At 60.1% G+C, this 23,239-nt stretch carries 20 protein-coding genes and 1 pseudogene; 3 read left to right on the top strand and 18 right to left on the bottom strand.

Features of this window, described 5'->3' with window-relative positions; all coding sequences use genetic code 11:
* Positions 1 to 71: 71 nt before the first annotated feature.
* The 6 genes from BO1_RS12095 to BO1_RS50700 form a co-directional block, all read right to left on the bottom strand.
* Positions 72 to 1,076 carry a dienelactone hydrolase family protein gene (locus BO1_RS12095; protein ID WP_028217785.1) on the bottom strand — a complete coding sequence of 335 codons (1,005 nt, stop codon included), beginning with the start codon at positions 1,074 to 1,076 and terminating at the stop codon, positions 72 to 74.
* A gap of 507 nt (positions 1,077 to 1,583) precedes the next feature.
* On the bottom strand, positions 1,584 to 2,279 hold the full coding sequence (locus tag BO1_RS12090) for a dienelactone hydrolase family protein (RefSeq protein ID WP_028217784.1): 696 nt from the start codon (positions 2,277 to 2,279) through the stop codon (positions 1,584 to 1,586).
* 123 nt (positions 2,280 to 2,402) lie between these two features.
* Positions 2,403 to 3,092 carry an alpha/beta fold hydrolase gene (locus tag BO1_RS12085; protein ID WP_028217783.1) on the bottom strand — a complete coding sequence of 230 codons (690 nt, stop codon included), beginning with the start codon at positions 3,090 to 3,092 and terminating at the stop codon, positions 2,403 to 2,405.
* 33 nt (positions 3,093 to 3,125) lie between these two features.
* Complete coding sequence (locus tag BO1_RS12080; protein WP_028217782.1) at positions 3,126 to 3,815, bottom strand: dienelactone hydrolase family protein; 690 nt, start codon at positions 3,813 to 3,815, stop codon at positions 3,126 to 3,128.
* 203 nt (positions 3,816 to 4,018) lie between these two features.
* Positions 4,019 to 6,877, bottom strand: a complete 2,859-nt coding sequence (locus BO1_RS12075) for an ATP-binding protein (protein ID WP_167338336.1) — start codon at positions 6,875 to 6,877, stop codon at positions 4,019 to 4,021.
* A gap of 99 nt (positions 6,878 to 6,976) precedes the next feature.
* Positions 6,977 to 7,495 (bottom strand): cysteine hydrolase family protein, encoded by a 519-nt coding sequence (locus BO1_RS50700; protein ID WP_407669938.1) that lies wholly within the window; start codon positions 7,493 to 7,495, stop codon positions 6,977 to 6,979.
* A gap of 272 nt (positions 7,496 to 7,767) precedes the next feature.
* Between BO1_RS50700 and BO1_RS50695 the strand changes: the two genes are divergently transcribed.
* Entirely contained in the window at positions 7,768 to 8,325 is a 558-nt protein-coding gene (locus BO1_RS50695) for a winged helix-turn-helix transcriptional regulator (protein ID WP_052409433.1), read from the top strand.
* Positions 8,326 to 8,597: 272 nt separating this feature from the next.
* On the opposite strand, the pseudogene BO1_RS12060 reads toward BO1_RS50695, so the two are convergent.
* From BO1_RS12060 to BO1_RS12050, 3 genes and pseudogenes are all read right to left on the bottom strand, one after another.
* Positions 8,598 to 8,849: pseudogene (locus BO1_RS12060) on the bottom strand (MBL fold metallo-hydrolase); the annotation flags it as partial.
* Positions 8,850 to 8,978: 129 nt separating this feature from the next.
* Positions 8,979 to 9,305, bottom strand: a complete 327-nt coding sequence (locus BO1_RS12055) for a hypothetical protein (protein ID WP_028217779.1) — start codon at positions 9,303 to 9,305, stop codon at positions 8,979 to 8,981.
* Between the two features lie 13 nt (positions 9,306 to 9,318).
* A complete protein-coding gene (locus BO1_RS12050) occupies positions 9,319 to 9,855 on the bottom strand; it encodes a hypothetical protein (protein ID WP_028217778.1) in 537 nt (178 codons plus the stop codon).
* A gap of 163 nt (positions 9,856 to 10,018) precedes the next feature.
* Here BO1_RS12050 and BO1_RS12045 point away from each other — a divergent pair, with 163 nt between their 5' ends.
* Complete coding sequence (locus tag BO1_RS12045; protein WP_028217777.1) at positions 10,019 to 10,903, top strand: LysR substrate-binding domain-containing protein; 885 nt, start codon at positions 10,019 to 10,021, stop codon at positions 10,901 to 10,903.
* A 304-nt stretch (positions 10,904 to 11,207) separates the two neighbouring features.
* Here BO1_RS12045 and BO1_RS12040 read toward each other — a convergent pair whose 3' ends face one another.
* The 8 genes from BO1_RS12040 to BO1_RS12005 all read right to left on the bottom strand — a co-directional run bounded on the left by BO1_RS12040 (position 11,208) and on the right by BO1_RS12005 (position 20,115).
* Entirely contained in the window at positions 11,208 to 12,971 is a 1,764-nt protein-coding gene (locus BO1_RS12040; protein ID WP_028217776.1) for an FAD-dependent oxidoreductase, read from the bottom strand.
* Positions 12,972 to 13,055: 84 nt separating this feature from the next.
* Positions 13,056 to 14,129, bottom strand: a complete 1,074-nt coding sequence (locus BO1_RS12035; protein WP_028217775.1) for a porin — start codon at positions 14,127 to 14,129, stop codon at positions 13,056 to 13,058.
* 114 nt (positions 14,130 to 14,243) lie between these two features.
* Positions 14,244 to 15,101, bottom strand: coding sequence for a 2-hydroxy-6-oxo-6-phenylhexa-2,4-dienoate hydrolase (gene bphD / locus BO1_RS12030; protein WP_028217774.1), 858 nt, complete (start codon positions 15,099 to 15,101; stop codon positions 14,244 to 14,246).
* A 52-nt stretch (positions 15,102 to 15,153) separates the two neighbouring features.
* Positions 15,154 to 16,074, bottom strand: a complete 921-nt coding sequence (locus BO1_RS12025) for a VOC family protein (RefSeq protein WP_028217773.1) — start codon at positions 16,072 to 16,074, stop codon at positions 15,154 to 15,156.
* A gap of 60 nt (positions 16,075 to 16,134) precedes the next feature.
* On the bottom strand, positions 16,135 to 17,142 hold the full coding sequence (gene dmpG, locus BO1_RS12020; RefSeq protein ID WP_028217772.1) for a 4-hydroxy-2-oxovalerate aldolase: 1,008 nt from the start codon (positions 17,140 to 17,142) through the stop codon (positions 16,135 to 16,137).
* Positions 17,143 to 17,146: 4 nt separating this feature from the next.
* Positions 17,147 to 18,130 (bottom strand): acetaldehyde dehydrogenase (acetylating), encoded by a 984-nt coding sequence (locus tag BO1_RS12015; RefSeq protein ID WP_043284579.1) that lies wholly within the window; start codon positions 18,128 to 18,130, stop codon positions 17,147 to 17,149.
* A 24-nt stretch (positions 18,131 to 18,154) separates the two neighbouring features.
* Positions 18,155 to 18,946: a fumarylacetoacetate hydrolase family protein gene (locus BO1_RS12010; protein WP_028217770.1), complete on the bottom strand. Its 792-nt coding sequence runs from the start codon at positions 18,944 to 18,946 to the stop codon at positions 18,155 to 18,157.
* A gap of 245 nt (positions 18,947 to 19,191) precedes the next feature.
* On the bottom strand, positions 19,192 to 20,115 hold the full coding sequence (locus BO1_RS12005; RefSeq protein WP_028217769.1) for a LysR family transcriptional regulator: 924 nt from the start codon (positions 20,113 to 20,115) through the stop codon (positions 19,192 to 19,194).
* Between the two features lie 711 nt (positions 20,116 to 20,826).
* Here BO1_RS12005 and BO1_RS57385 point away from each other — a divergent pair.
* Entirely contained in the window at positions 20,827 to 21,159 is a 333-nt protein-coding gene (locus tag BO1_RS57385) for a BON domain-containing protein (protein ID WP_084687896.1), read from the top strand.
* 143 nt (positions 21,160 to 21,302) lie between these two features.
* Here BO1_RS57385 and BO1_RS11990 read toward each other — a convergent pair whose 3' ends face one another.
* Complete coding sequence (locus BO1_RS11990) at positions 21,303 to 22,409, bottom strand: porin (RefSeq protein WP_028217767.1); 1,107 nt, start codon at positions 22,407 to 22,409, stop codon at positions 21,303 to 21,305.
* Positions 22,410 to 23,239: the final 830 nt, after the last annotated feature.

The following is a 23,239-nucleotide window of genomic DNA, read 5'->3' as shown; positions in this document are numbered from 1 at the left end:
TGAGCCGTACAACAGTCATCCCTTTATCTGCAGCCATCGCCGCATCCAACGCCGGGGCGCCCTCCCCATGATCACGGGTGTGCCGCTGAGGCGGCAACGCTGGGCTTTAACACTGTCACCACTATCTCGTGAACAGCCTGCTTTGCCGCCCTTGCCGCCTGTTCGTCGTACGCCGTCGTCACCCCGTGCTCGACACAGGGGTCGTTGTAGGTAAAGGGCTCCCCTGTCCGCGCGTTGACCAGCAGTCCGTTTTCCTGCTCGATGGTCCTGCAATTTCTGGTCGTTTGCGCCTTCGGAAACTGAACCGGCTGCGTGAGCGCCGCCGAGTCGAAGGCATGACTGGCCCCTGGATACTCGGTCAGCTGAGCATCGTTACCTTTTGCCTTTAGCCGTTCTACGTAGGCACGGCATGCGGCAACCCGGTCGTAGTTGTCTGCGCCGCCCTGGAAAATTCTTACAGGCTTTGCAACAAGATCGTCATCTTCACGGTACGTGTAAGTGCAGTCTGGATAGAACGCCACATAGGCCGCGAACTCAGTCCCGGGTGAGGCATGCAATCGGTGGAACCGCTTCAGGCTTGCATACAGTGCATTTTGCCCGCCTCGCGAAAATCCCATGACCATGATCCTTGCCGGGTCGATCCTGGGATGTTTCGAAAGAATCGCGAGCGCGCGGAAGGCGTCCTCGGCTTGTGCCAGACGAGGCAGTTGAGCCTGATCGTTGATTGTGTTGATGATGCCGCGTCCCGAGAAGCTATCCAGGACAAAGGTGGCAACGCCCATGGCAAGCAGATCCTGCTCCCAGTCGGTCACCGAACTGCCAATTCCGCCTGAACCATGCAGCAGGACCACGAGCGGAACTCGCCCCCCCGCCGCCTTGGGAAGTCGAAGTTCGCCTGCGATCGTGACCGGTTGCCCGTCCTCACGACCGGTCAGGAATTCCTGATCCGTCATCGTGACAGACGGGACCGCAATGACCTCAGTCCGGACCACTTGTGCCATTCCGGCGCTTGACAGGTCTTCGAGCGCAAATAGCAAAGCAAGTTGGGCAACGAAGCCAGTAATGGCTGCCTTCATGGCACGCCCTCCTTCAACTCACATCGCGCGAAAGTTCGCAGCGTCGGGCCCAAGTATTCTAGACAGAGGATTCCTGACTGCCAAACTGCTCTTGCCGAGTGGCCGGCCTGAGTGTCCGGTCAACTGTCGATCCAGTCGCCGCCAACGGGATTCGACAGCAAAAGCCCGCGACAGGCTCGCCAAAGCGGACCGTCATCTGCTGTGTATGCGGACCGCGCAGCGCGACTTCCCGGACCTGGGAGGTGACGAGCATGTCCACCGGAAAATTGTCCGTTCACTGAGTGAATCGGCCGTTGGAATGGCGGCTTTATATCTTTTGCGAACGGCAACAACTGGCCGACTACCGCCTGACACGGTTCGCCGTAGTCGACCCGTTGCGGCCAATCGCGTGTGATCCGTTCAATAGCGGCTTTCCGAGGTTGAACGGCCACCTGTTGAGCGTGCGCCAATCCATGACAACCCACCCCACCGCTCTCCGACAACGCGAGCAGCCAGGATCGACAAGGATCACCGCAGCTCGCGGTTCAGGAAGTCGCGGGTTCGACCGTTGGCCAGGGCGGCAGCGGCGGCATCGTAGTGGGCACCATTGTTGCGAGAGAACGCGTGGCGCTGGCCGGGGTAGCTGTAGACCGCGACATCCGGTTTGCCAGCGAGCGCCGCCTTGATCGCCTCCTGAGCTGGCCTGGAGATGAATTCGTCCTCCTCCCCCAGGTGCATCAGCAGTGGCGCATGAAGGCCGCCCACCTCATCGAGGTATCGTTCGGTGTCGCCGCCGTGGTAGGCCACGGCGGCATCAACCTCAGAGCGGACCGCGACGAGAAATGCCATCAGGGCTCCCAGGCAATAGCCCAGCACGGCGACCTTCCCGGTGCACTCGGGTAGCCCCGCCGTGGTCGTGACGGTATCCTCGATGTCCCTCACGCCGGCGTCCCGGTCGAAGGCTTGATAGAGACGCAGCCCATGCTGCCAGTCAGGTTCTGATCTGACGTCGAGGTCGACGCCGGGCTCTTGTCGCCAGTACAGATCGGGCGCCACCGCGATGAAGCCCAATCCGGCCAGCTCATCGCAATGCTTGCGGATATCGGCGTTGACCCCGAACACCTCCTGCAGCACCACGACAGCCGGCGCGGGTAGATCGGCCGGCCGCGCAATATAGGCGCCGAAGGCACCCTCCCGGCCCTCGATGACGATACGGCTTTCCATCGCTATCTCCTTTCACGACCCCATTTCCCAGCGTCCCGCCGCGGTCGCCGGAACGTCACACGCAGCGCTTCGGCGCGCTCGCCAGGCGGCGGCGAGCCGGGCAGAAGCGCTGCCCCGGAGCGCCTATCCCTGCGTGGCGGCGACCGCGGCACAGGCCTTGCGGATGACGTCGAGCACAGCCTGCGGCTGTGAGAGCATCGGCACGTGGCTGGCCTTGAGTTCGACGGTCGTGGCACCCATGCGCCTGGCGGCGAAGCGCTCCAGGTCCGGATGGACGGTTCGGTCCTCCGTGGCGACGATCGACCAACTCGGCTTCGTACGCCAGGCGATCCCCTCGTGCTTCTGGTTGAAGAGGTCGAGCGCCGGCGCGAAGTGGGTCGCATAGACGATCTCCTGCTCTTCCGGCGACAGATCCTGAGCGAACGCGGCCGGCCCGGAATGCTTGAGCCAGACGCGGCCGTTGGCCACCTCGATGTGGTTGAAGACTTCGGTCTTCGGGAATTTGTCCTGCTGCCCCTGCGACGTCTCGGTCTCATCCGGGCCCAGGGCGGCGATATACACCAGGGCAGCGACCTTGGGGTCCATGCCGGCGTGGGTGATGACCGTTCCGCCGTAGGAGTGGCCGACCAGCACCACCGGGCCTTCGACTCGTGCGATCGTGCGCACGGTCGCGTCGACATCGCCTTTCAGCGTATCGAGGCCATATTGCGCCGCCATCACGTCGTGCCCCTCCGCTTTCAGCGTCGGGATCAGCTTCTGAAAACAGGACCCATCGGCCCAGATGCCGTGCGCGAAAACGATACTTGGCTTCATCGTGCTCTCCCAAGATGAGCGCTTGCGCGCCCCTCACTCAAAAAGATGCTGGTTGAGGAATTCAACGGTTCTCATGCTGGCCTGCGCGGCCGCCCCGGCGTCGAAATGCGCACCGTCATGGCGCGCGAACGCGTGCGAGCAGCCAACATAGGTCCGAATCTCGACACCGAGCGGCGTGAGGCGGTCGCGGATCGCCTTGTGCGCGGCGGGGCCGATGGACTCGTCCTGATCGCCGAAGTGCATCAGCAGCGGCCCACGCACCGCCCGCGCCTCATCGAGGAATTCGTCCGTTCTTGCGCCGTAATAGCCGACGCCCGCATCGACGCCAAAGCGCGCAGCGACCAGATAGGCAAGCAACCCGCCGAGGCAGAATCCGACCACGCCAACGCGCCCGGTGCACCAGGTCATCGCGCGCGCGTGCTCGACCGTCGCTTGCAGGTCGGAAACGGCCTTGTCGAGGTCAAGCGCCGCGTATAACGCGAGCGCCTGCGGCCAATCGGTCTTGTCGGACAGCTCGACGAGCGGCTGTTGACGCCAGTACAGATCGGGACTCACGGCGATGAACCCCTTCGATGCGAGCTCGTCGCAGGTCGTGCGAAGGTCGGCATTGACGCCAAACGCTTCCTGCACGACCACCACGGCGGGCGCCGGCACCGAAACGGGCTCTGCCAGATAGGCGTAAAAGGCCCCGTCGGGCACAATGACTTCGACGCTCGACGCCATGGCCACCTCCCTTTGCACGCGCGCCGCGACCGTCTTGCGGACGCACGACACGCCACATGGTCTGAGGATGCGCTTGTGGATCGCACGACGTAGGCTAGCCGCTGGCGGATGCGGGCGTCAGTGAATCGCGGTGAATCGTGGTGAATGGCGCTCCATCGCGCCGCTGGAGCGGGCGAGGCACGCCGGGATCGGCGCTGGGTGGACTATCTGTCCATCAGCGCTCGGGCCTCTATGAGGTCAGGCGTTTTCAATCCTTCTGTGAACCATTCGAGCGTGCGCGCGAGCAACGCGTGGGATGCCTGATCGGGCGCTTCGCGGTGCAACTTCGCGAGGCTAGAAGCCGTGCGAAGCTGCCAGGCGCGCGCGCCCTGGCTCAGCGCGAGTTGAAGTGATCGTTGAAAAAGATCTTCGGCGGCCGGCGCCGCGCTCGTACCAAACTGGGCAAGCAATAGCTCGCCTTTGGTGCGCAGCAACTCGGGCAGACACCACCGCTCATCGTTTCGCGACGATTGCTCGAGCGCCTCATCAACTGCACGCTGCGCCGCGTGCAGTTCACCGATGCTGCCGAGCGCGGCACTGAACTCGCAGAGCGCAGCCGTGTGATACAGCGCGAACCCGGCATTGCGAAGCTCATTGATCGCTTGCGAAAGGAGTTCGATTCCCGCGTTCTTGTGGCCAACCTTGATTTGAAGAATGCCACTGAAGCAACGGCCCATGCTCTGCCATAGCCGCAATTCGTGCCTCGCGGCGTGCTCGATTAGCAACTGGACGTTGCGCCGGGCGGCTTCGAAGTCGCCGACGAGCAGCGCGACAGCGCATGCGGACTGTCCAAGCGCGTAGCACAGCGACAAAGAATGCTGATGGGCCAATGCCTCATCGACGCTGGCCTGGGCTTCGCGAAACGCCTGATCGGGGTAGCCCTGCACCCAGAGAATCCGCGAAAAAAAGCCTCGGCCGGCCACGATCTGATCGAACTGAAAGCGACGGATCTGCGATTGATGGCTCGCTGCGGGCGGCCGGCTCAGCATCCTCTCGAAGTGCGTCCGCGCTTCGCCCTGCTCGCCCAGGAAATAAAGCGAGGTCCCCACCAGCCGTTCGCCAACGAACCATGCCAGCGAATCGTCCACCTTCGAGGCAAGCTGCGCAAACTCCTTCGCAAGGGTCAGCCCGGTTGCGTGGTTATCGCCCGTGACCGTGTCAACCCAAAGCCCCCAAAGCGCACGCAGGCGATAGTCCGTGTTGTCGAGCCGCTCGGCGATCTGCAAGACCCTGGTCCATACCGACCTCGCTTCAGGACCAGGCCCGATCGAATACAAGGCAACGCCGAGCGCAGTCTGGAGTTGCATGTCGATCCACTCATCGTCGATATTCGCAGCGGCCCTGGCCTCGATCGCGCGGTAAATGCGGATCCGGCACTCGTTCATCAGCGAGAGCCTCAGCCACAGCGGAACCGACGCGATCGAGAGCTGGATACCGAGATTCAGATCCCCTCCCCCGGTAAAGGCCCAGTCGAGCGCCGCGCGGACATTGTCTGCCACATTGCCTCGCTCACCGCGTTGAATACCGTCCAGGGGTTGTTGATCGGCTTCATCCGTCTGCTGCAGAAATTGCAGATACCAGCTCGCGTGCCGCTTCGCCAGCTCGTCGAATTCGCCGAGATCGAGAAGGCGTTTGCGTGCGTACGCAACGGTCGTATCAAGCAGTCGGTAGCGGGTGACGCCGCTGTTGATATCGGCAGAGACCAGTGACTTGTCGACGAGATTCGCCACGATGCCGAGCATGTCCGCGGCAGTGACGGCATCGTACGCGGCTACCCGGGCGGCCGCCTCCCTATCGAAGTAGCCTGCGAAGATGCCCAATCTCCGGAAGGCAATCCGCTCGACTTCCGGGAGCAGGTCGTAACTCCAGTCGAGCGTGACCATCAACGTCTGCTGACGCGCTGGCGCGTCGCGCCGCCCCCCTGTCAACAGCGCAAAGCGGTCAGTCAGCAGAGACGACACCCCTTCCACACCAAACGCGTCGACACGTCCCGCGGCAAGCTCGATGGCGAGGGGATTGCCATCGAGCCTTCGGCAGATATCCGCGACAATGGGCGCAACCGGGTCGCCAAGCTGGAACGCGCCGAGACGCTCGGAGGTTCGCTCAACGAAGAGTTCGATCGACGCGTAGCCCATGGCGCTCGACGCCGTCAGTGCGTCCGACACCGTGGGGGTGCTCAACGGGGGCAGACGATGCAGGACCTCGCCCGTCACCTTGACCGGCTCGCGGCTCGTGGCAAGGATCTGCAGATCGGGCACGCCTTCGAGCAGTTCGGCGGCCATCGACGCAACCGCGTCGATCAGGTGCTCGCAACTGTCGAGAACGATCAGCATGCGCTTGCCGGCGAGCCACGCAACGAGGCTTGGAATCGGGTTGTCCGACCGGACGCCGCTGCCGAGCGCCGTGGCGAGCGCGCTTGGCACCAGCGCCGCTCCGCTTAGCGGTGCGAGATCGACAAAGCTGACCAGCCCGCCCGCCTCGGCCCGGCGTTTGTGTGCAACGGCCAGCGCGACGGTCGTCTTGCCGATTCCGCCGGGTCCGACGATCGTCACGATACGCCCGTCGAGAAGCTTCGAGTCAATCGTCTCGATCGCGCTTTCGCGCCCGACGAGGCGCCTGAGTCGGGAGGGGATGCGTAACGCCGGCTGGAGTTCGTTGGTGAGCGGCGCGGGCGGGGGCGCGCGCCCGATGTACTCGATGGCAGCAACGAAGCAATAGCCCCGGCCCGGTACGTTCACCACGTAGCGATGCTCGTGCCCATCGTCCTGCAGGGCTTTGCGCAGCGCCGCCACGTGGGTTTTCAGATTGCACTCTTCAACGACAGTCCGCGGCCAGATCCTGCCAATCAGATCGCGCTTTTCCACCGTTTCACCGTGGCGCTCGACAAGCGCGATCAGGACTTCGAGCGCGCGACTGCCTATCGTGACCGATTCGCCATCCTTCAATAGCTCGCGCCGTGCCGGAAGCAGCAAGAACGGGCCAAACGCGATGCCGTCATTCGGGGAGAGAGCATTGGGGTGCACGTCGAACTCCGCGATGAGTACGGGAGACAGCGTAACCGCAGATGTGAGCGTTGGCTGCGCCCGGCGACGTCCTCGACGCAGTGCTGCACCTCCAGCCCCTCAGACTGAGAGCTTGCCGATGATTTCGTCAGTCGAGACAATGGCGCATGCGTAAGCCGGCATGTTGAACTGTAGCGAGGCGTCCATCTCGGCTTGTCCGAAGCTGCCGATGGCATCTTTCACGAGCGTGACTTCGTAGCCCAGCTCGGCCGCAAAACGAACGGTGGATTCAATGCAGGTGTTCGCGCGCATGCCAATCACGATGACTTTGCGCAGACCATGCTTCTTGAGCTGCAAGTCGAGATCCGTGTTGGCGAACCCGCTCGAGAGCCAATGTTCCTGCGCGACGATCTCACCGGGGCGCGGTTCGAAATCAGGGTGAAAACATCCGCCCCAAGTCCCGTCAGCAAAGACACGCCCCTTGTCGGCGGCGGCCCCGATGGGCGGAATGGTCTTCCAGTGATTGTGCAGATCGCTTTCGCGCCAACGATGATGAGGGGCGATGAAGACTTGCACACCCGCCGCTCGAGCAGCAGCGAGGATCTGGCGCATATGCTCGACGACGTTGTTCGCCTCCAGGGTGCTGCGGCAGAGTTCGTAGAGCTTGCCGCCCTACGAGAGGAAGTCGTTATAGGGATCGACGATCAGCAGTCCCGTCAAATCAGGCTCATACGTCAGCCCGGACGCAGATTGATTGGCCATTTTGAGGATCCCTCCGGTACGTTGGATGTGTTGCTACAATATTTGAAGTCACATAGCTTGTAAAGGCCCAAGATTGGAGCGATGAACGTCAGCGATCTTGGTTCGCTGCGCGGACAGGTTCAAAATGTGGGGTTTGATGAGGGATCGAGATGAAACAACAGGATACCGGCGAGACGATTTGTCCCCTTGCCCGCGCGGCTGCCGTCATTGCGGATCGCTGGACCATCTTGATTCTGCGCGAACTGAGAATGGGCAACGATCGCTTCGACGGCATTCAGGCACAGACCGGGATGTCGCCCAACCTGCTTGCCCAGCGCCTCAAAACCATGGAGGACAACGAACTCGTCGAGCGGCGGCTCTATCAAGAGCGCCCCAAGCGGTACGCCTACTGCGTCACGGACAAGACGCGCGAGCTCGATGGGATGATGCTGACCCTTCGCCTGTGGGGAATGCGGCACTGCGGGCTCGATCCGGAGGCTGAAAGCGCAGTGACGATGACGCATCGTCGGACCGGCGCGACCATCGACGCAGACTGGCACCCCGAAGAAGCCGACCTGCCCTTTAGCTTTAGCCAGGTTGAAACGCAGGTCAATCCATCGTGGGCGGCCGAACGCGCCGCTCGTGCAGAGGCCTTTGCTCTTGAGCGGAAGACCCAGGTTTCGAGGCGTGCCCCTCGAAAGCGCAATGCTGTTTCCGTTAAGGATTGATCCTTGATGCCTGTTCGCTGGCCAGGGTTGATGCCGTCGCAAGGCGATTCAGCGAGCGTCCGCGGAAAAGCGCCGCCTTGTCACGGCGCACGCCAAGAGGCGTCACTCGCCCATCTCGCCAGTTTGCGCTTTGAGCGGCAGCTTCAGCCTCGGCAACCGTCGTAAGACACGGGTCGGACAAGGCAAACGGGCGGACGCCGCCCCGAGTGCTTCGTAAAGCCCCGGCCGCATACGTCCACGGCAAGCGACTCACAGTCAGCGGCCGATGGGGCTCATGCTTCGGTCTCGTAAAGCAGACCGTATTTCCCCCTCGTTCGCTTTATCCGCGCGAAACCGGCTTCACCCAAATGCATGCCGGCGATCAGAAGCCGCTCGGAACTGACCTGGTCCAAAAGCCGGGATCGTGTGGAGGCGGCCAACGACGCGTCTTGATCGAATGCGATCGATACGTCCGGCCGCTCAATTTGAATGTGAGGAAAGTGAACCACGTCTCCCCAAACCAGCAGACCCATTCTGGTGGCCTCTGCGGTGTCGATATTCGCAAGGAAGTCGAGACTCGCAGTGAGATAGCCATCGCTGATCGCGGTAATCGTGAAATCGCCGACGCGCTGACGTGGAAAGTTAAGGGTGGGCACCATTCGTCTCCAGACCTGCTAGTTTCGGGCGTGGATGTTCGACGCCGCATAGCCAAAACAACGGATGCGCGCCGTGAGACCCGTGCGGCACGCGATGGCGTTCTCCAGCGCTTCCATGAACTGGTTCATTACGGCGCACGTGCGAAGCGTCGCAAGGCGATATTGGACTTCCACGAAGACGGGATGTCCATGTCCATGCCGAACATCCACGTAGATGACGTGAACGTTTTTGAGGTCCGCTTCAAGGACATTCGTACAGAGTTCGACGCAGTCGCCGGAAAGCGCGGCAAGACGTTCATCGGACGGCATCTGCACCGCATGAATATAGAAAGTGACTTTGGGCATCGCAGACCTATATTTACCGCTCGGTCGAAACGGTGTGGGCGCTCGTCAGTTGTTCCGTCATTGGCGAATAAAGATGAGCGCCTTCAAGGTTCTCGATGAGCCGGGCGTTACTCCGAGGCAGTTTTGCGAGCCAACGGCGTTCCGGAAACCTCTCCAGCGCAACAGCTTGCATGGCCAACGGTTCGAGGCCCATCTGAATCAGGGGATCGGGGCCGCTCGCGCACATTGCGAGCAGTTCGTCGGCGTTAACCGCGGGCGCCACGCCGATATCGCTGTAGAGATTTCGATGCCAGTCGGTGATATGTTGCTGCCACCTTGCGAAATTACCGCCGCCCTTGCGGTGATATTCGTCTCCGGTCAGAACGTCGAGACGGTCGATCGTGTGGACGGCCAGGTAGACAGGGCAACCATCGCTTATCGCCTTGAAGCGCTGCGAAGTGTGAAAGCCGGTCACCGAGATAAGAGCGGGCAACTTTTCGAGGCTATAGAAGTCGTTCCATTCGGCCTCGCTGCGGGGATCGGAGAAGCTACATTCCACGGTATAGATCATCGGATTTGTCCTTCGTGACGGATGCGCATCTCGCTGCAAGTGCCACGTTCATTGCGGAAAAGTAATGCTAAGCTGACACTTTCCGCGTGAAAATCGAAATAACGTCATCCTTCAGTGATATTTACTCAAGCTGACGTCCGTCCAACACCTCGACAAGACTCCAATGCGACGTAAAATCCCAAGCAATTCCGCGCTTCTCGCGTTTGAGGCGGCGGCGCGACACGGAAGCTTCGCCCGCGCCGCCGAGGAATTGGCGCTCACCGAGGGCGCCATCAGTCGTCAGATTGGTCGGTTGGAGGCATTTTTGGGTGTTGCGCTATTCGAGCGAGTCGGAAATCGCATTCGGCTCGCACCGAATGGCGCGCGATACGCAATGCAGGTTCGCGAGAGTCTGGATCGGCTGGAACGGGACAGCCTTTATCTGATGGGGCAGCCCAACGAGGGCGCGAGCATTGATATCGCCGCAATTCCGACCTTCGCAACGCGTTGGCTCATCCCGCGGTTAAAGCGTTTTCAAGCTAAGCACCCGAACCTTACCGTGCATATCGCAGAGCAGATGGATCCCTTCCTTCTTGCAGGTAGCGGCTTCGACGCCGCCATTCATTTCGAGCATCCCGCGTGGGCGGGTATGCATCTGCACCACCTGCTCGAGGAGGTGCTAGTGCCCGTCTGCAGTCCGGCGCTACTCGAAGACGCCGGTGCGAACATGTCGCTGGATGAACTGCCACGCCTTCACAGGCGGCAAAACCCGGACGCCTGGCAGCTCTATGCCCAGGAGTCCGGCATCGTGCTGACCAATTCTGCGGTCGGTGCTCGTTATGATCTCCATTCCATGCTGATTGAGGCGGCGCTAGCCGGCTTGGGTGTGGCATTGGTGCCGCGTCTTTACATCGGAACAGAGCTTGAACAAGGCCGTTTGGTTGCGCCCTGGCCGGAGGGTAAAGGGGTTGCGAAAAACTTCTGCCTCGTTCTTCCCGAGCCGATCGAATTGAGTGCGGCACCACTGCAGGCATTTGCGACATGGATTCTCGACGAAGCCCGAGGCTAAGGGCTTCAGAGCAGCACCTGAAGCTCATCACAAACCGAAAACTCACCAGGGCCCCATCACCAAGTGATCGCCTCGCTTCGAACTGAACTCCGTTCACCGCGACTCAACGAACGAGCGTTGTATCTTGCAAGCGGCCAAACGGGTCAGGTTGGGTCCAATGGCTCCTATGGGTCGTAGCGACCACTGCTTCCACAGCGAGACAGCACACTGGACGATCAAGCCTCGACAATCGGGAAAACGGGTGGTTCGGGTACCAGGGTGAGCTCCCGCGATCTGTCGCGGGAGCAAGCAAACGCCGGCGCGCTTACTGCCGGCCGAGAATCTGCGCAAACACATTGCGAAGTTGCGTAGACGGATCGCCCGATGCATCCTTCGCCCGCCATGCAACCATATGGTCCGGGCGAACCAGAAGGACACCGTCTTCTTCGACTTCGCACATGGTCCGATAGTCGTTGTAGCTGTCTTCGTACTCGCAACCACGCCCAATGGTGTGAACACGCACCGGCACACCCAACTCTTCAGTCACACGGCCAGCCGCTTCACGCCACGCACGATTACCGCAAATACCGGTCAGCAGCGTGAACTCCCCCCTGCCGCAAAGATCGAACGTTGAAACGCGATGCTGATCCTTGATCAGCCAAACGTGCGGGAGATGGCGACCGGGCTGCGTGGTCGACCAGTAATAGATTTCCTCGTCGCGCGGCGCGTCCCGCTTCGGGGTGCCATCGTCGACAATCGCCGCCGACGTGTAGCTTTGGTTCAGTTCGACACCGTGCGTGTTGAAACACATCACCGTATTCTGCAGCGCAGCGTCGAAGTCACGGCGACGTTGCTCCGCTTCTTCGGTCGGCGCACCCAGATCGTCCAATACCTTGTTCATCGTATCCACATCCGGGCTTTGTGGCAGCTTGAGCGCCCCGAATAGCGGCGGCATCAAATGCATACTCTTGTTGGCTCGCTTGACGATTTGCTTACCAACCGGGACGCGCTCGTCACGGTACGTTTCGAGCAGCGACGGCGCAGCATGCCCACGAAGCACCATCGCCAGTTTCCAGCAAAGGTTGTAGCTGTCCTGAATCGAAGTATTGGATCCGAGCCCATTCATTGGCGGATGGCGATGTACCGCATCGCCCGCGCAGAAGACGCGGCCGTTCATATTGTTCGTTGCATGGATGTCGTTCGTGGTCCACAGCGACATCGACTCCACCTTCACCACGATGCTTTTGTCCCCGATGATTTGATGGGCTATACGGACGCCCTCTTCTTCCGTCAGTTCCGGCTTCGGGCCATTGACGTCGTAGCCCCAGACAGCCATCCATCGGGTCCACGGACGAACCATGCGCAGCACGCCAATACCAAAGCCATTCATGCCGACGCCGGGCTGAATGAACCAGTACATATCACCGGGTCGGTGGGCACAATACTGTGTCAGGTCGGCATCAAACACGATGTTGATCGAACCACCGAGGCCCGTTTGACCTTCGAGCGGCAGTTCGAGTTGCTTTGCGACCATCGAATTGCCGCCATCAGCGCCAATCAGATATTTGCTGCGAATGTCGTATTCGTGACCTGACACGCGGTCGCGCACGCGGGTCGTCACGCCGTCTGCGTCTTGTGCGAATCGAACAAACTCCGTGTTGAACCGAACCGTCGAGCCACGGCTAGCCGCCGCGTTGACCAGAATCGGCTCCATACGGTCCTGCGGCATATCGCAAACCGAGCACGGACTGGCCAAGTCATGCTCCGCCTGAAAATGCGGATGGGTATACCACGTACGCAAGCGCCCCAACTCACGTCCGGCGAGGCTGGTGCCATAAACGTGTTCGCCCATCAAGCGCTGGGGCGTCGCGCTCTCAAGCAGCGACTTCTCCAGTCCGAGGTCACGCAGAACTTCGACCGCGCGCTGATTGGTGATGTGCGCCCGTGGCGAATTGGATACCCCACCATACTTGTTGATCATGATGTTCGAAATGCCGTACGTCGCCAGCAGCGCGGCCGCGGACGAGCCAGCGGGGCCGGCGCCGATGATCAGCACTTCGGTTTCAATAGCGTTGGGTTGAGAACTCATTGCGAACATTCCTGAATTAGATCTACTACATCTGGCATTGGACCGGGATAGGCGCCTGCACGCCTCGCGTACTGATTGGGTTATCTAGAACGTGTGGCGAATGCCCACGTTGGCACCAACGGCCGTTCCCGGAACACCGAAAAGCAGTTGTGGCATGGATACTGAAAATCCCGTATTCATCGCCCCATGATTGTTGACCACCTCGATCTGAGTGTAGAGTGTCGTTCGTTTGGATAACAGATAATTGACACCCGCCGCTCCCATCAGAGAATGGTTGTTACTGTTATTACGATCGGTCGTGTACCACACCCCACCATTCAGGTCGAGTGACGGGAGCGCAGCGTAGTCAAAGCCTCCGCCAAACACGTCGTCGTTAAACGATCCCGCTACTTTGTAGCTGGTGAAAGACGCCTTCAGCGTTAGCGGACTGAACCGGTAGGAGACACCGAGCGTGCGGCCCAGGAATTCGACACCGGTGGGAACGGGCGTCGCCTGGCCCCCCGCGTTACCGTCATAGATCGCGGCGTTGATGGTCAGCGGACCGTAGTCATACTGAATGCTCGCGGCCCACTGGCGACCGGCCTGAAAATCGCCGGCGATGCCACCCGGTGCAAACAGCGCACTACCCTGGAATCCAGCGATCGTCGGCGACGAGTACGAAATGGCGTTTGCATTCACGGCGCCAGTCAGGAACACGTTATTGCCATACAACACGATGCCGCTACCGAACGACGAGAAGGTTCGTGGGTCCGAAGCAAACACGGAAAGGAAAAACGGGGAAAACTGCTCACCTAGCTTGATCGTGCCGAATGATCCGGTCAGACCGACCCAAGCCTGACGACCAAACAGATTGCCATTTGAGTTGTTGAAACCACCATTGACAACATCGATGCCGCTCTCCAGCGCGAAAATCGCTTGCAGTCCCCCGCCGAGGTCTTCCCTTCCTTGCAGGCCAAAAACAGACGGACCAGCCCCCCCATCAGTCAAAGCAAACGTGCGTCCGGCATTGGTGCCGTTGGGCCCCGCCGTTTTGCTGGTTATCTGAAAACCTGCATCGACGACGCCGTACAACGTCACCGACCCTTGCGCGTGAGCAGCGCCTGATAAGGCCATCGTCGCGGCTGCAATAGTCCGTCCCACCCTTCTCGCTGACTTCATCCAAGTGTCTCCAAATATAGTTATACTAAATTTATCGATTGAAGCGACTGCGTTAGACTTCGGTGCATATACCACGCGTCTGTTCGGCCGAGGCAAGCAGACAACTCGCTGCGATCAGCTCTCCAGGAATGACAAAACGAGCCTGTTGAACTCCTCAGCGTATTCCCATTGCGCCCAATGACCGCACTTCGAAAACACGTGCAGACGGGCATCCTGTAGCGTGTTGATCATGCGCAGGCCGGTATCGAGCGGGACGAACCGGTCGTCACGCCCCCAGGTAATCAGCGTCTTATGCGGAATGTGGGAAAAACGTGCGGAGAGATCCCAACTCGTGAACGGGCTAAGCCTGGCGCTTTCCGCGAAGTTCTTCAGGTGGTTGAGATTCGACTCAATGTTTTTCCAGCGGCCGCGGCGCAGTTCCTCTGTAATTCCTGCCGGGTCGAAGACGAACACGTCGAGCATCTCCTCGAAATTCTGATACGTCGGGTGCGCGTAGAGCTTGATCATGCGCTTGATGCCTTCGCTCGGTTGCGGCTGAACGATACTTGGGCCTTGTGCACCAGGGCCCATCAGCACCATACGATTCACGCGGTCCGGATAGTCGAGTGCAAACGCGAGCGCCGTCGCACCCCCCATCGAATTGCCCACCAGATGTGCCTTGTCGATACTCAGCGCGTCCAGCACGCCCTTCGTCGCTCGTGCATTCAGCACATTGCGCGGTACGTCCGAGACTATCTCATCGGACCTGTTAAATCCTGGGCAATCAATCAGAAGTACACGATAGCCGGCACCGACGAATGCTTCGATATTGCGGTAATAGTTGCTCCAGCCACTCGCGCCCGGCCCCCCGCCGTGCAACATCAAGACTGCGGGACCGCTACCGGCGTCGTTATAGTGAATCCTGAAATTCTTGAGACCCGCTTCGTCGATCGTTATGAACTTGCTGGTCGATGCTTCTGTCAATACGGACATCTTTCACTCCTTGTCTATCCTGCAGGCTGGGAAAACGCGGTGAACCGGCTTTTTAATGTGCACTCGAATCATTCTTTCCTGGCGGGTGAGCACGATGCCCCCAGTCGCTTAGCTCCGCGTATTGACGAACGTCCCACGTACTGTCGTCGACCACGACACCGCCATGACCGAATTCGAGCGCGAATCCAGAAGGCGTTTGCACATAGAAGGAGAACATCTGATCGTTCGGGTGGTGACCCAGCTCCATCGCCATCGGAATACCCGCCTTCGCGCAGCGGTCGTACGCGAGACCCACATCATTGAAGTCGGTCGCTTCGACAAGGATGTGGTGGATGCGCTTCTTGAATGGAAACGGGACCTTTGCAATCGCCACGGAATGATGGCGCCCCGTCCTGGCGTGCAGGAACGCGATCTCAAGGACGACCCCCGGGGCCATCTCGCCGCGTGCATGGTCGCTCACCTTCAGGCCAAGGACGTCTTTGCAGAACGCATTCGCCAGTTCGACCGATTTCGGGACCGCAACGTAGTGGCCGACACCTAGACGGCCGGTGTTGAAGCGACCTCGCAACACTTTTGAACGGAACGGATCGGTACCCGCCGCTCGCGCGGCGCATGTATAGAACTCGTGACTTACGCCGTCGGGATCGATGCAGGTGAACAGCCGCGGGACGCAGCGGCGGCTCGCGAGTTCAGGCTCCGCCTGGTTGACAGAGGCACCGGATTGTCTGACCCGGTCAACGAACGCATCAAGCTCCTCGTCCGAGTCGAACTCCCAACCCGCGGCGAGCAGGTCATCTTCCGGGCTCTTCTCCAGCACGATTCGCTGCGCGTAATCGTCCATACGCAAAGCCAGCGACTCGCCCGTAACGCGGCGTCCAAACTGGAGCCCAATGATGTCGACCGCAAATCTTTCCCAGCCATCCAGATCACTGACGCCAAGAACAAGGTAACCCAGATTCGAAACTGAAGTCATCGTGTTGTCTCCTTTCTAAAATGATGATGAGACGGGTGAGGCAGCAATGCCTCGTTGCTGTTACGCTCGAAGCAGGTCAAGAGCGACATCGACGATCATGTCCTCCTGACCGCCCACCATGCGGCGTTTGCCCAGTTCGACGAGGATGTCCACCGTCTTCAGGCCATACTTCTTCGCGGCCACTTCCGAGTGGCGCAGGAAGCTCGAATACACGCCCGCGTAGCCGAGCGCGAGCGTCTCGCGGTCCACGCGCACCGGACGGTCCTGCAGCGGACGCACGATGTCGTCGGCGGCATCCATCAGCGTGTAGAGGTCGGTGCCGTGATTCCAGCCCATACGCTCCGCCGCCGCGATGAACACTTCGAGCGGCGCGTTGCCCGCACCCGCGCCCATGCCCGCGAGCGATGCATCGATGCGGTCGCAGCCCTCTTCCACCGCGACGATCGAGTTCGCCACACCAAGCGACAGGTTGTGGTGCGCGTGCATGCCGGTCTGCGTTTCGGGCTTCAGCACGGCCTTCACCGCGCGGAATCGATCCCGCACATCGTTCATCGTCAGCGCACCGCCCGAATCGACCACGTAGATGCACGTCGCGCCGTAGCTTTCCATCTTCCTTGCTTCGACCGCGAGACTCTCCGGCGTGGTCATGTGGCTCATCATGAGGAAGCCCACGGTGTCCATGCCGAGTTCGCGTGCGTATTCGATGTGCTGCTTCGAGATGTCCGCTTCCGTGCAGTGCGTCGCCACACGCACCACGCGCGCGCCCGCGTTGTACGCGGCCTTCAGATCGTGAATCGTGCCGATGCCCGGCAGCAGCAGCGTCGCGATTTTCGCGTGCTCGATCACGTCGGCCACAGCTTCGATCCATTCGAGGTCGCTGTGCGCGCCAAAGCCGTAGTTGAAGCTCGACCCTTGCAGGCCGTCGCCGTGCGCGACTTCGATCGAGTCGACTTTCGCCTTGTCGAGCGCACGCGCGATGTCCTGCACGTTCTGGATCGAGTACTGGTGACGAATCGCATGGCTGCCGTCGCGCAGCGTCACATCGGAGATATAGAGTTTCTTGCTCACAGTTTTAGGCTCCCTGCACGCTCAAGAGCGTCTGCGCCATGCGTTCGGCGGTCGCGAGCGCGGCGGAAGTCATGATGTCGAGATTGCCTGCATACGCGGGCAGATAGTGCGCGGCACCTTCCACTTCGAGAAACACCGAGGTTTTCAGGCCGCTGAATTTCCCCAGGCCCGGAATATTGAGCGGTGCGTTCGCGGGAATCTCGTCGAACTGGACCTTTTGCTTCAGTCGATAGCCCGGCACATACGCTCGCACCTTCTCAACCATCGCTTCGATCGACTGCTCGACCTCGTCGCGATCCGCGAGTTCGGAAAGCGTATAGACCGTGTCGCGCATCAGCACGGGCGGCTCCGCCGGATTCAGCACGATGATCGCCTTGCCCTTCGCCGCGCCGCCGACCGCTTCGATGGCCTTCGAGGTCGTTTCAGTGAACTCATCTATGTTCGCGCGCGTGCCCGGTCCCGCCGACTTGCTGCTGATCGACGCAACGATTTCCGCGTAGTGCACCTTCGCCACGCGCGACACGGCCGCGACGACGGGAATCGTCGCCTGGCCACCGCATGTGACCATGTTCACGTTCGGCGCATCGATATGCGCGTCGAGATTGACCACCGGGACGCAGTACGGCCCGATCGCGGAGGGCGTCAGATCGATCACGCGGATCGACGGCTTGAACCTGCGCAGCAGCGCATCGTTCTTTACGTGCGCGCCCGCCGAGGTGGCGTCGAACACGAAATCGATTGCTTCGAACACGGGCAGCCGCGTGAGGCCTTCGACACCTTCATGCGTGGTCGCCACGCCCAGACGCGCGGCGCGCGCGAGGCCATCGGAATTCGGGTCGATGCCGACCATCGCCGCCATCTCCAGATGCTTGCCGTGCCGCAGGATCTTGACCATGAGATCGGTGCCGATATTACCCGACCCAATGACTGCGCCCTTCAGTTTTCTTTTACCATTTACTGAGGATTGCGATGTAATCAACTGATTCATTTCTGTCGATATTTCATGTAGAAATCAGGGGGGGCCGAACGAGACGGTAACGTCACCGATACCTTCAAGCGACATCTGAAGCATGTCATCCGCTTGCACCGGAACCATGGCGCCAAGCGCTCCTGAAAGAATGACTTCGCCGGCCTTAAGTGGCATACCAAGTGCCCCAAGGGTGTTTGCAAGCCACGCAACCGAATTCGCTGGATGCCCAAGGGCCGCAGCCCCGACGCCAGTCACGACGGTCTCACCGTTCTTGACCAGTTTCATACTGACACTGGCCAGATCGATGTCACGCGGATCGACTGCCTTATTACCGAGCACGAAGACGCCCGAGGACGCGTTATCGGCGACCGTATCCTCAATGCGGATCTGCCAATTCCGGATACGGGAGTCCACAATTTCGAAGCACGGCAGCACGACTTCGGTCGCGGCCATGACGTCTTGCGGGCTGACGCCCGGACCAAGGAGGTCATGCTTCAGCACAAAGGCTACTTCGCCTTCGGCTTTGGGCGCGATTAAGGTGCGAATGTCGATCCTGGCGCCGTCGGCAAACGACATCGCCGACGTCAGGCAACCGAAATCCGGTTGTCGCACGTTGAGCATGTCCATGACCGCCTGGCTCGTCACCCCGATCTTCTTGCCGATGACGCGCTCGCCGTCCCGCGTCGTGCGCAATTCGAGCGTGTGCAATTGGATGCGGTAAGCGTCTTCGATACTGAGCGACGGTTCCCGCTCAGTCAGAGGCTCGACCGGCACGGCGCGTCGCAGCGCCTTGTAGAGTTCGAGGCCGTAATGCGCGATTTTGTCTTCGTTCATTGCGCCCCGCCTTGCGTGGGACCCGCGCTTTGAACAATGGAGTTCGCTCCGTTAGAACGATACGTCACGCGCGCGGGGTTTCCCCTCCGACGCCGAAGCGTTGAACTGATCATTGCTGTCTCCTGTGTTTCCTTGCACACCGTTCAAACGGCGGGTGTTCGCGGAAATATAAGCAATGATCTGGACTGAATCTAACGCTTTGTGTAAATCTCCTTCATTTACGCCATAAATACCGGTGAACCTACTTAAGTAGATTCACTGATGAACAGCTCTTGAATCCTCTCCCGCAGCCACTGGTGCCCTGCATCGACCTGATTACGTTCGTGCCAGACAAGGGAAACGCGAAAGACCGGGGAATCGAAGGGCAACGGAAAGATATGTAAGTTCCCGGTTTGGGCAAGCACCCCGGCAAGCAGACTCGGCACACATACCAATACGTCCGCTGCCTCGAGCAGACCGGCGAGCCCCAAAGAATAGGCGAGGCGTAACGCCACCTTGCGGCATTCGCCATGCTCCTCAAAAAAGCGATCGACCGTATCCTCGAATGTCGACATCGCTATCCACGCCGGGTGGTACGCAACATGTTTCGCGTCGAAGAAGTCACGCAATGTCAGTTGCTCTCGAATACGGCTATGCGACTTCCGCACCAGCGCCACGTAGCGCTCTTCGAACAGTATTTGCCGGTGAAAACCTGTCTTGAGGTCACTGATATGGCCAAACGCGAAATCAATTTCGCCGGTTTCCATCGCCGCCGAGGCTTCATTAGGCGCCAGCTCGACGCTTGTCAGCGTGATCCCGGGTGCCTCGTCGGCGATTGCTGCGAGCAGGCGCGGCATCAGAACCGTCTGTCCAAGCTCGTTCATGTAGATCCGGAAGCCCCGATCCGACGTTGCGGGATCGAAACTGGCGCGCGCCGTTACGGCCGAACGGATCAAGTCAAGTCCACCGCGAACAGGCTGCGCCACTTCGAGTGCAAATGCCGTCGGCACCATTCCGCGCCCGCCCTTCACGAACAACGGGTCTTCGAAGAGGAAACGCAGGCGCTTAAGCGCGTTACTGATTGCGGATTGGGTGAGATGTAGTTCTTGTGCCGCGAGCGTCGTACTCCGCGTGCGCAGCAGGGCATCAAAGACGATCAACAGGTTTAAATCAATTTTGTTAGGATTCACTTTTCACGCTCTCCATCACACTGAAGCCGCTTCAAACCACCGCTCGCGCAACCTCCGACTACCGCGATCACGGTGATTCTTCGCGGGCGACCGTACACGCTCGACGATGTCGGGAATTTCCCACTGGACGGAGCGCTGACTCGCGTTTCAACGCCACGCGAGTTCGCCATGCGCCCGGCGCTTCGCGCATATCTTAACCGCGAGGCAGTTGTTCGCGCGCGTGAGGGCTTATCGCGCGCAGTTGTCCGCGCCTCACTGGATGCGCCCCCCCGCCGCCGGCATCCCCGCACCGCCCAGCCACGTAGTCTGGCATATCAGTGTGCTGTCGGCGCGGCCGGGCACGTCGAACTGCAGCGATTCAGCACCGAGGGCGTGGTTACTGAGTGCGCGAGTCACACCAATGCTATCGCCCGTTGTCTGCGGCGCTTCGGATATCTTCGGATCCAGCCGGAGCTTCCCATCGGCGCGGAGGCGTCGCCTGACCGACTTTCCAATTTGTGCCATGATGGCCGAGTGCTCCCGTGGCAGCACCGACTTGCGCCCGAACGATGCACAGCAACCGGGATCACCGCGACCTCTCGCAATCTGGAGTCGGCAATCAGCTCGTTGACGATGATCCGTGCAGCGCATCGTAACAGCTGACACCAACTCATTTCCGAGTTATCGGGCGCGCGCTCGCCTCCAAGGCGAGGATTCGAAGGAGAAAGAAAAATGCCTTGCAAACTGTCGTTCGTAACACTGCTGATCGGACTAACGGTGGCATGTGGTGCATATGCCGCCGGAGCCGACACGGCTCCCGCCCCGCAGGCCGGATCATCAGACCCCCGCCTCGCAACGCAAGTGCGCGGCGCCCTTGCCAGCGCCAATGGCATCAACGCGTCGCGGATTTCAGTGCTTTCTGCCTCCGGCGACGTCACGCTCGAAGGCAGTACTCCAGATGCCCAGCAGGTTGATCGCGCAGCGCAGCTCGCGGCGAATGTCCCCGGAGTCAGGAACGTCATCAATCATCTGACGGTGAGAGCCCCTGGTAGCGGATCGATCTAACCTGTCGACGGTCCGAAGCGCGAACGATTGACGCAGACGGGAATGCGGCTAACGACGAGGGCAAAAAAGCGGTGCGACTCGATGAGCCGCACCCAAAAACGCGCCTCTCGCAGCAGCGTCAAACAAATTTCCAGCGACGGTCCTTAGAAGAGATGCTGCATACCCACGAACGCACCCGACTGGCTGTGTCCAGGCAGCGGATTTTCGTTGTAGGATCCGTCTGCCTGCACCCCACCCGGACCCTCACTGTTTGCGTCAAGTCCGAAGTTGGCTGTTGAGCTGTTCCGCACGGTAGCGACCTGGAAGTCGAGCAAGGTTCGCTTGGACAGGTTGTACGTACCGCCGACAGAGTAAATGGTTGCGTTGCCGCCACCCTTGTTCGCGTTGACGTGATACGCAGCGGCGATGAGCGACGCGGCCGGCGTAACCTGCCAGTTCACACCGGCCCACTCGTGATCGAGCGAAGTCGGTCCGGCACCCGCAACGGCGCCTCCCGAGGTACGGAGTGCCTGGTAGACACTCCGCAAGGTCACTGGTCCCAGAAACACGTTCACACCCGCCGTATACTCCCGGGAATGGGTGAACGGGTTATCGAGCAAACCGTTTTGCGGGTCGCGAATTTCGTCATAGATGCCGCGAACCTGAAACAACGCCGATGTATACGTAATCTGCAGTCCGTCCTGACGCCCCTGGGCTGTCGTTCCGTTGCCGTTCCAGCTCGTTGCATTCGACAGCGAATACTGCCCGTACACGTCAAACCCGGCGAACTTGGGCGACTGGTACGAAATGTTGTTGCTCGACTTCGGCCAGTTGCGCCCGCGCACCAGCGAAGCCGACGACCATGAAGTCTGACCGAACGGGTCAAAATCCCAATCCCCATTCGAGATAAATGCTTCTCGGCCCAGGAGCAGCGTGCCGTACGAATCATGCGAGAACCCCACCGTCGCAATATCGTTGAACATCAGGTTGTTCGCGGACTGACCATTCATTGTGTTGAACGCATTTTCGAGCTGGAACAAAACCTTGGTGCCGCCGCCGATATCCTCGACCCCCTTGAAGCCCCAAAAACTCCCTCCCCAGTTGCCGCTTTCCGCACGCCAGCGTGATGTCGAACCCGTATAGCTGGAATTCGGCAACCCGCTGATGTAGTCAACACCCACATCGATGCGACCATACAACGTGACGCTACTCTGCGCGAAAGCAGCGCCGCTTAGTGCCGCGAGCGCGGCCGCCGTCAAAATCTTTTTCATCATTGTTCTCCAAACCCATAAAAGGCACAATCTTTATATTGATGGCGCCCGAGCGCCCACTTCAGCCATCTGAAGTTCCGTGTTGCTTGCGAGAGAGACGCCGATTATTTAGTATTACTTTCTATAATGTTTGCATCGAGCCACATTGCGATGCGGCGACCTTGCTTCTCGATCGCCTTCAACCGACCCCGTGGGGAAAACTAACGTCCGAGACCGCTCTCGAACGTCTCGATCGGTGATTCGGACTGACGCACCCCGCAACACGCGATCAAGCCTGGACGCGGCGAGTGCAAAATCCTTACCGACCAGTCACAAGGTAAGGCGTCGCAGAGGCGGGAGCTATCCACCCTCGCACCTCTACAGGCATTTCGGTCTCGTACGTCTACAAGGGCCTTGGTAGTGACTTGCCGTGTACGAAGGCGTGATGTCTCGTCCCGGAGCCCATTGCGGGAGATCTGCACGGCGGGTTCGATGAGCGGGGTGAGAGCAGATAGGTGCTCTTCAGATTAACAGCGATAGTGCGATCCCACATGGCTGTTGCGCTGCCGATGCCATATACGTCCTCGTCAGTGACGATCTTCAGGGTGACGAAATTCCGCCCCGGACAGGTGACGATCACATCGGCGCGAGCGATCTTCAAGAATCCATCCTTGCAAAATCAGTGACAACCGTTCGCTGCGGCGGAGCGCAACGCACGGCTCGATCTACAGGGCGACGACTGTGCAGACGGCGCCCCGTACGGTTTAGCTATACTACCATACAAGTATGATTGATATCCTATCCAGGGGTTACACTGAGATTGAGCGCGGCGTAGTCGTCTGCGGTTGCGG

The organism is Paraburkholderia oxyphila NBRC 105797, assembly GCF_000685075.1.
GTDB classification, from domain to species: Bacteria; Pseudomonadota; Gammaproteobacteria; order Burkholderiales; family Burkholderiaceae; genus Paraburkholderia; species Paraburkholderia oxyphila.
The sequence above is the reverse complement of the archived record's forward strand: the minus strand, read 5'-3'. Positions and strand labels throughout refer to the sequence as shown.

Excerpts from the sequence above, each read along its gene's own strand:
- BO1_RS12080 (WP_028217782.1), bottom strand. The coding sequence starts at position 3,815 with ATGGCGTCGAGCGTCGAAGTCATTGTGCCCGACGGGGCCTTTTACGCC.
- BO1_RS57385 (WP_084687896.1), top strand. The coding sequence starts at position 20,827 with ATGCCTTGCAAACTGTCGTTCGTAACACTGCTGATCGGACTAACGGTG.
- BO1_RS12040 (WP_028217776.1), bottom strand. The coding sequence starts at position 12,971 with ATGAGTTCTCAACCCAACGCTATTGAAACCGAAGTGCTGATCATCGGC.
- BO1_RS12025 (WP_028217773.1), bottom strand. The coding sequence starts at position 16,074 with ATGACTTCAGTTTCGAATCTGGGTTACCTTGTTCTTGGCGTCAGTGAT.
- BO1_RS12045 (WP_028217777.1), top strand. The coding sequence starts at position 10,019 with ATGCGACGTAAAATCCCAAGCAATTCCGCGCTTCTCGCGTTTGAGGCG.
- BO1_RS12095 (WP_028217785.1), bottom strand. The coding sequence starts at position 1,076 with ATGAAGGCAGCCATTACTGGCTTCGTTGCCCAACTTGCTTTGCTATTT.
- BO1_RS12010 (WP_028217770.1), bottom strand. The coding sequence starts at position 18,946 with ATGAACGAAGACAAAATCGCGCATTACGGCCTCGAACTCTACAAGGCG.
- bphD (WP_028217774.1), bottom strand. The coding sequence starts at position 15,101 with ATGTCCGTATTGACAGAAGCATCGACCAGCAAGTTCATAACGATCGAC.
- BO1_RS11990 (WP_028217767.1), bottom strand. The coding sequence starts at position 22,409 with ATGAAAAAGATTTTGACGGCGGCCGCGCTCGCGGCACTAAGCGGCGCT.
- BO1_RS50695 (WP_052409433.1), top strand. The coding sequence starts at position 7,768 with ATGAAACAACAGGATACCGGCGAGACGATTTGTCCCCTTGCCCGCGCG.
- BO1_RS12055 (WP_028217779.1), bottom strand. The coding sequence starts at position 9,305 with ATGCCCAAAGTCACTTTCTATATTCATGCGGTGCAGATGCCGTCCGAT.
- BO1_RS12035 (WP_028217775.1), bottom strand. The coding sequence starts at position 14,129 with ATGAAGTCAGCGAGAAGGGTGGGACGGACTATTGCAGCCGCGACGATG.
- BO1_RS12085 (WP_028217783.1), bottom strand. The coding sequence starts at position 3,092 with ATGAAGCCAAGTATCGTTTTCGCGCACGGCATCTGGGCCGATGGGTCC.
- BO1_RS12015 (WP_043284579.1), bottom strand. The coding sequence starts at position 18,130 with ATGAATCAGTTGATTACATCGCAATCCTCAGTAAATGGTAAAAGAAAA.
- BO1_RS12090 (WP_028217784.1), bottom strand. The coding sequence starts at position 2,279 with ATGGAAAGCCGTATCGTCATCGAGGGCCGGGAGGGTGCCTTCGGCGCC.
- BO1_RS12050 (WP_028217778.1), bottom strand. The coding sequence starts at position 9,855 with ATGATCTATACCGTGGAATGTAGCTTCTCCGATCCCCGCAGCGAGGCC.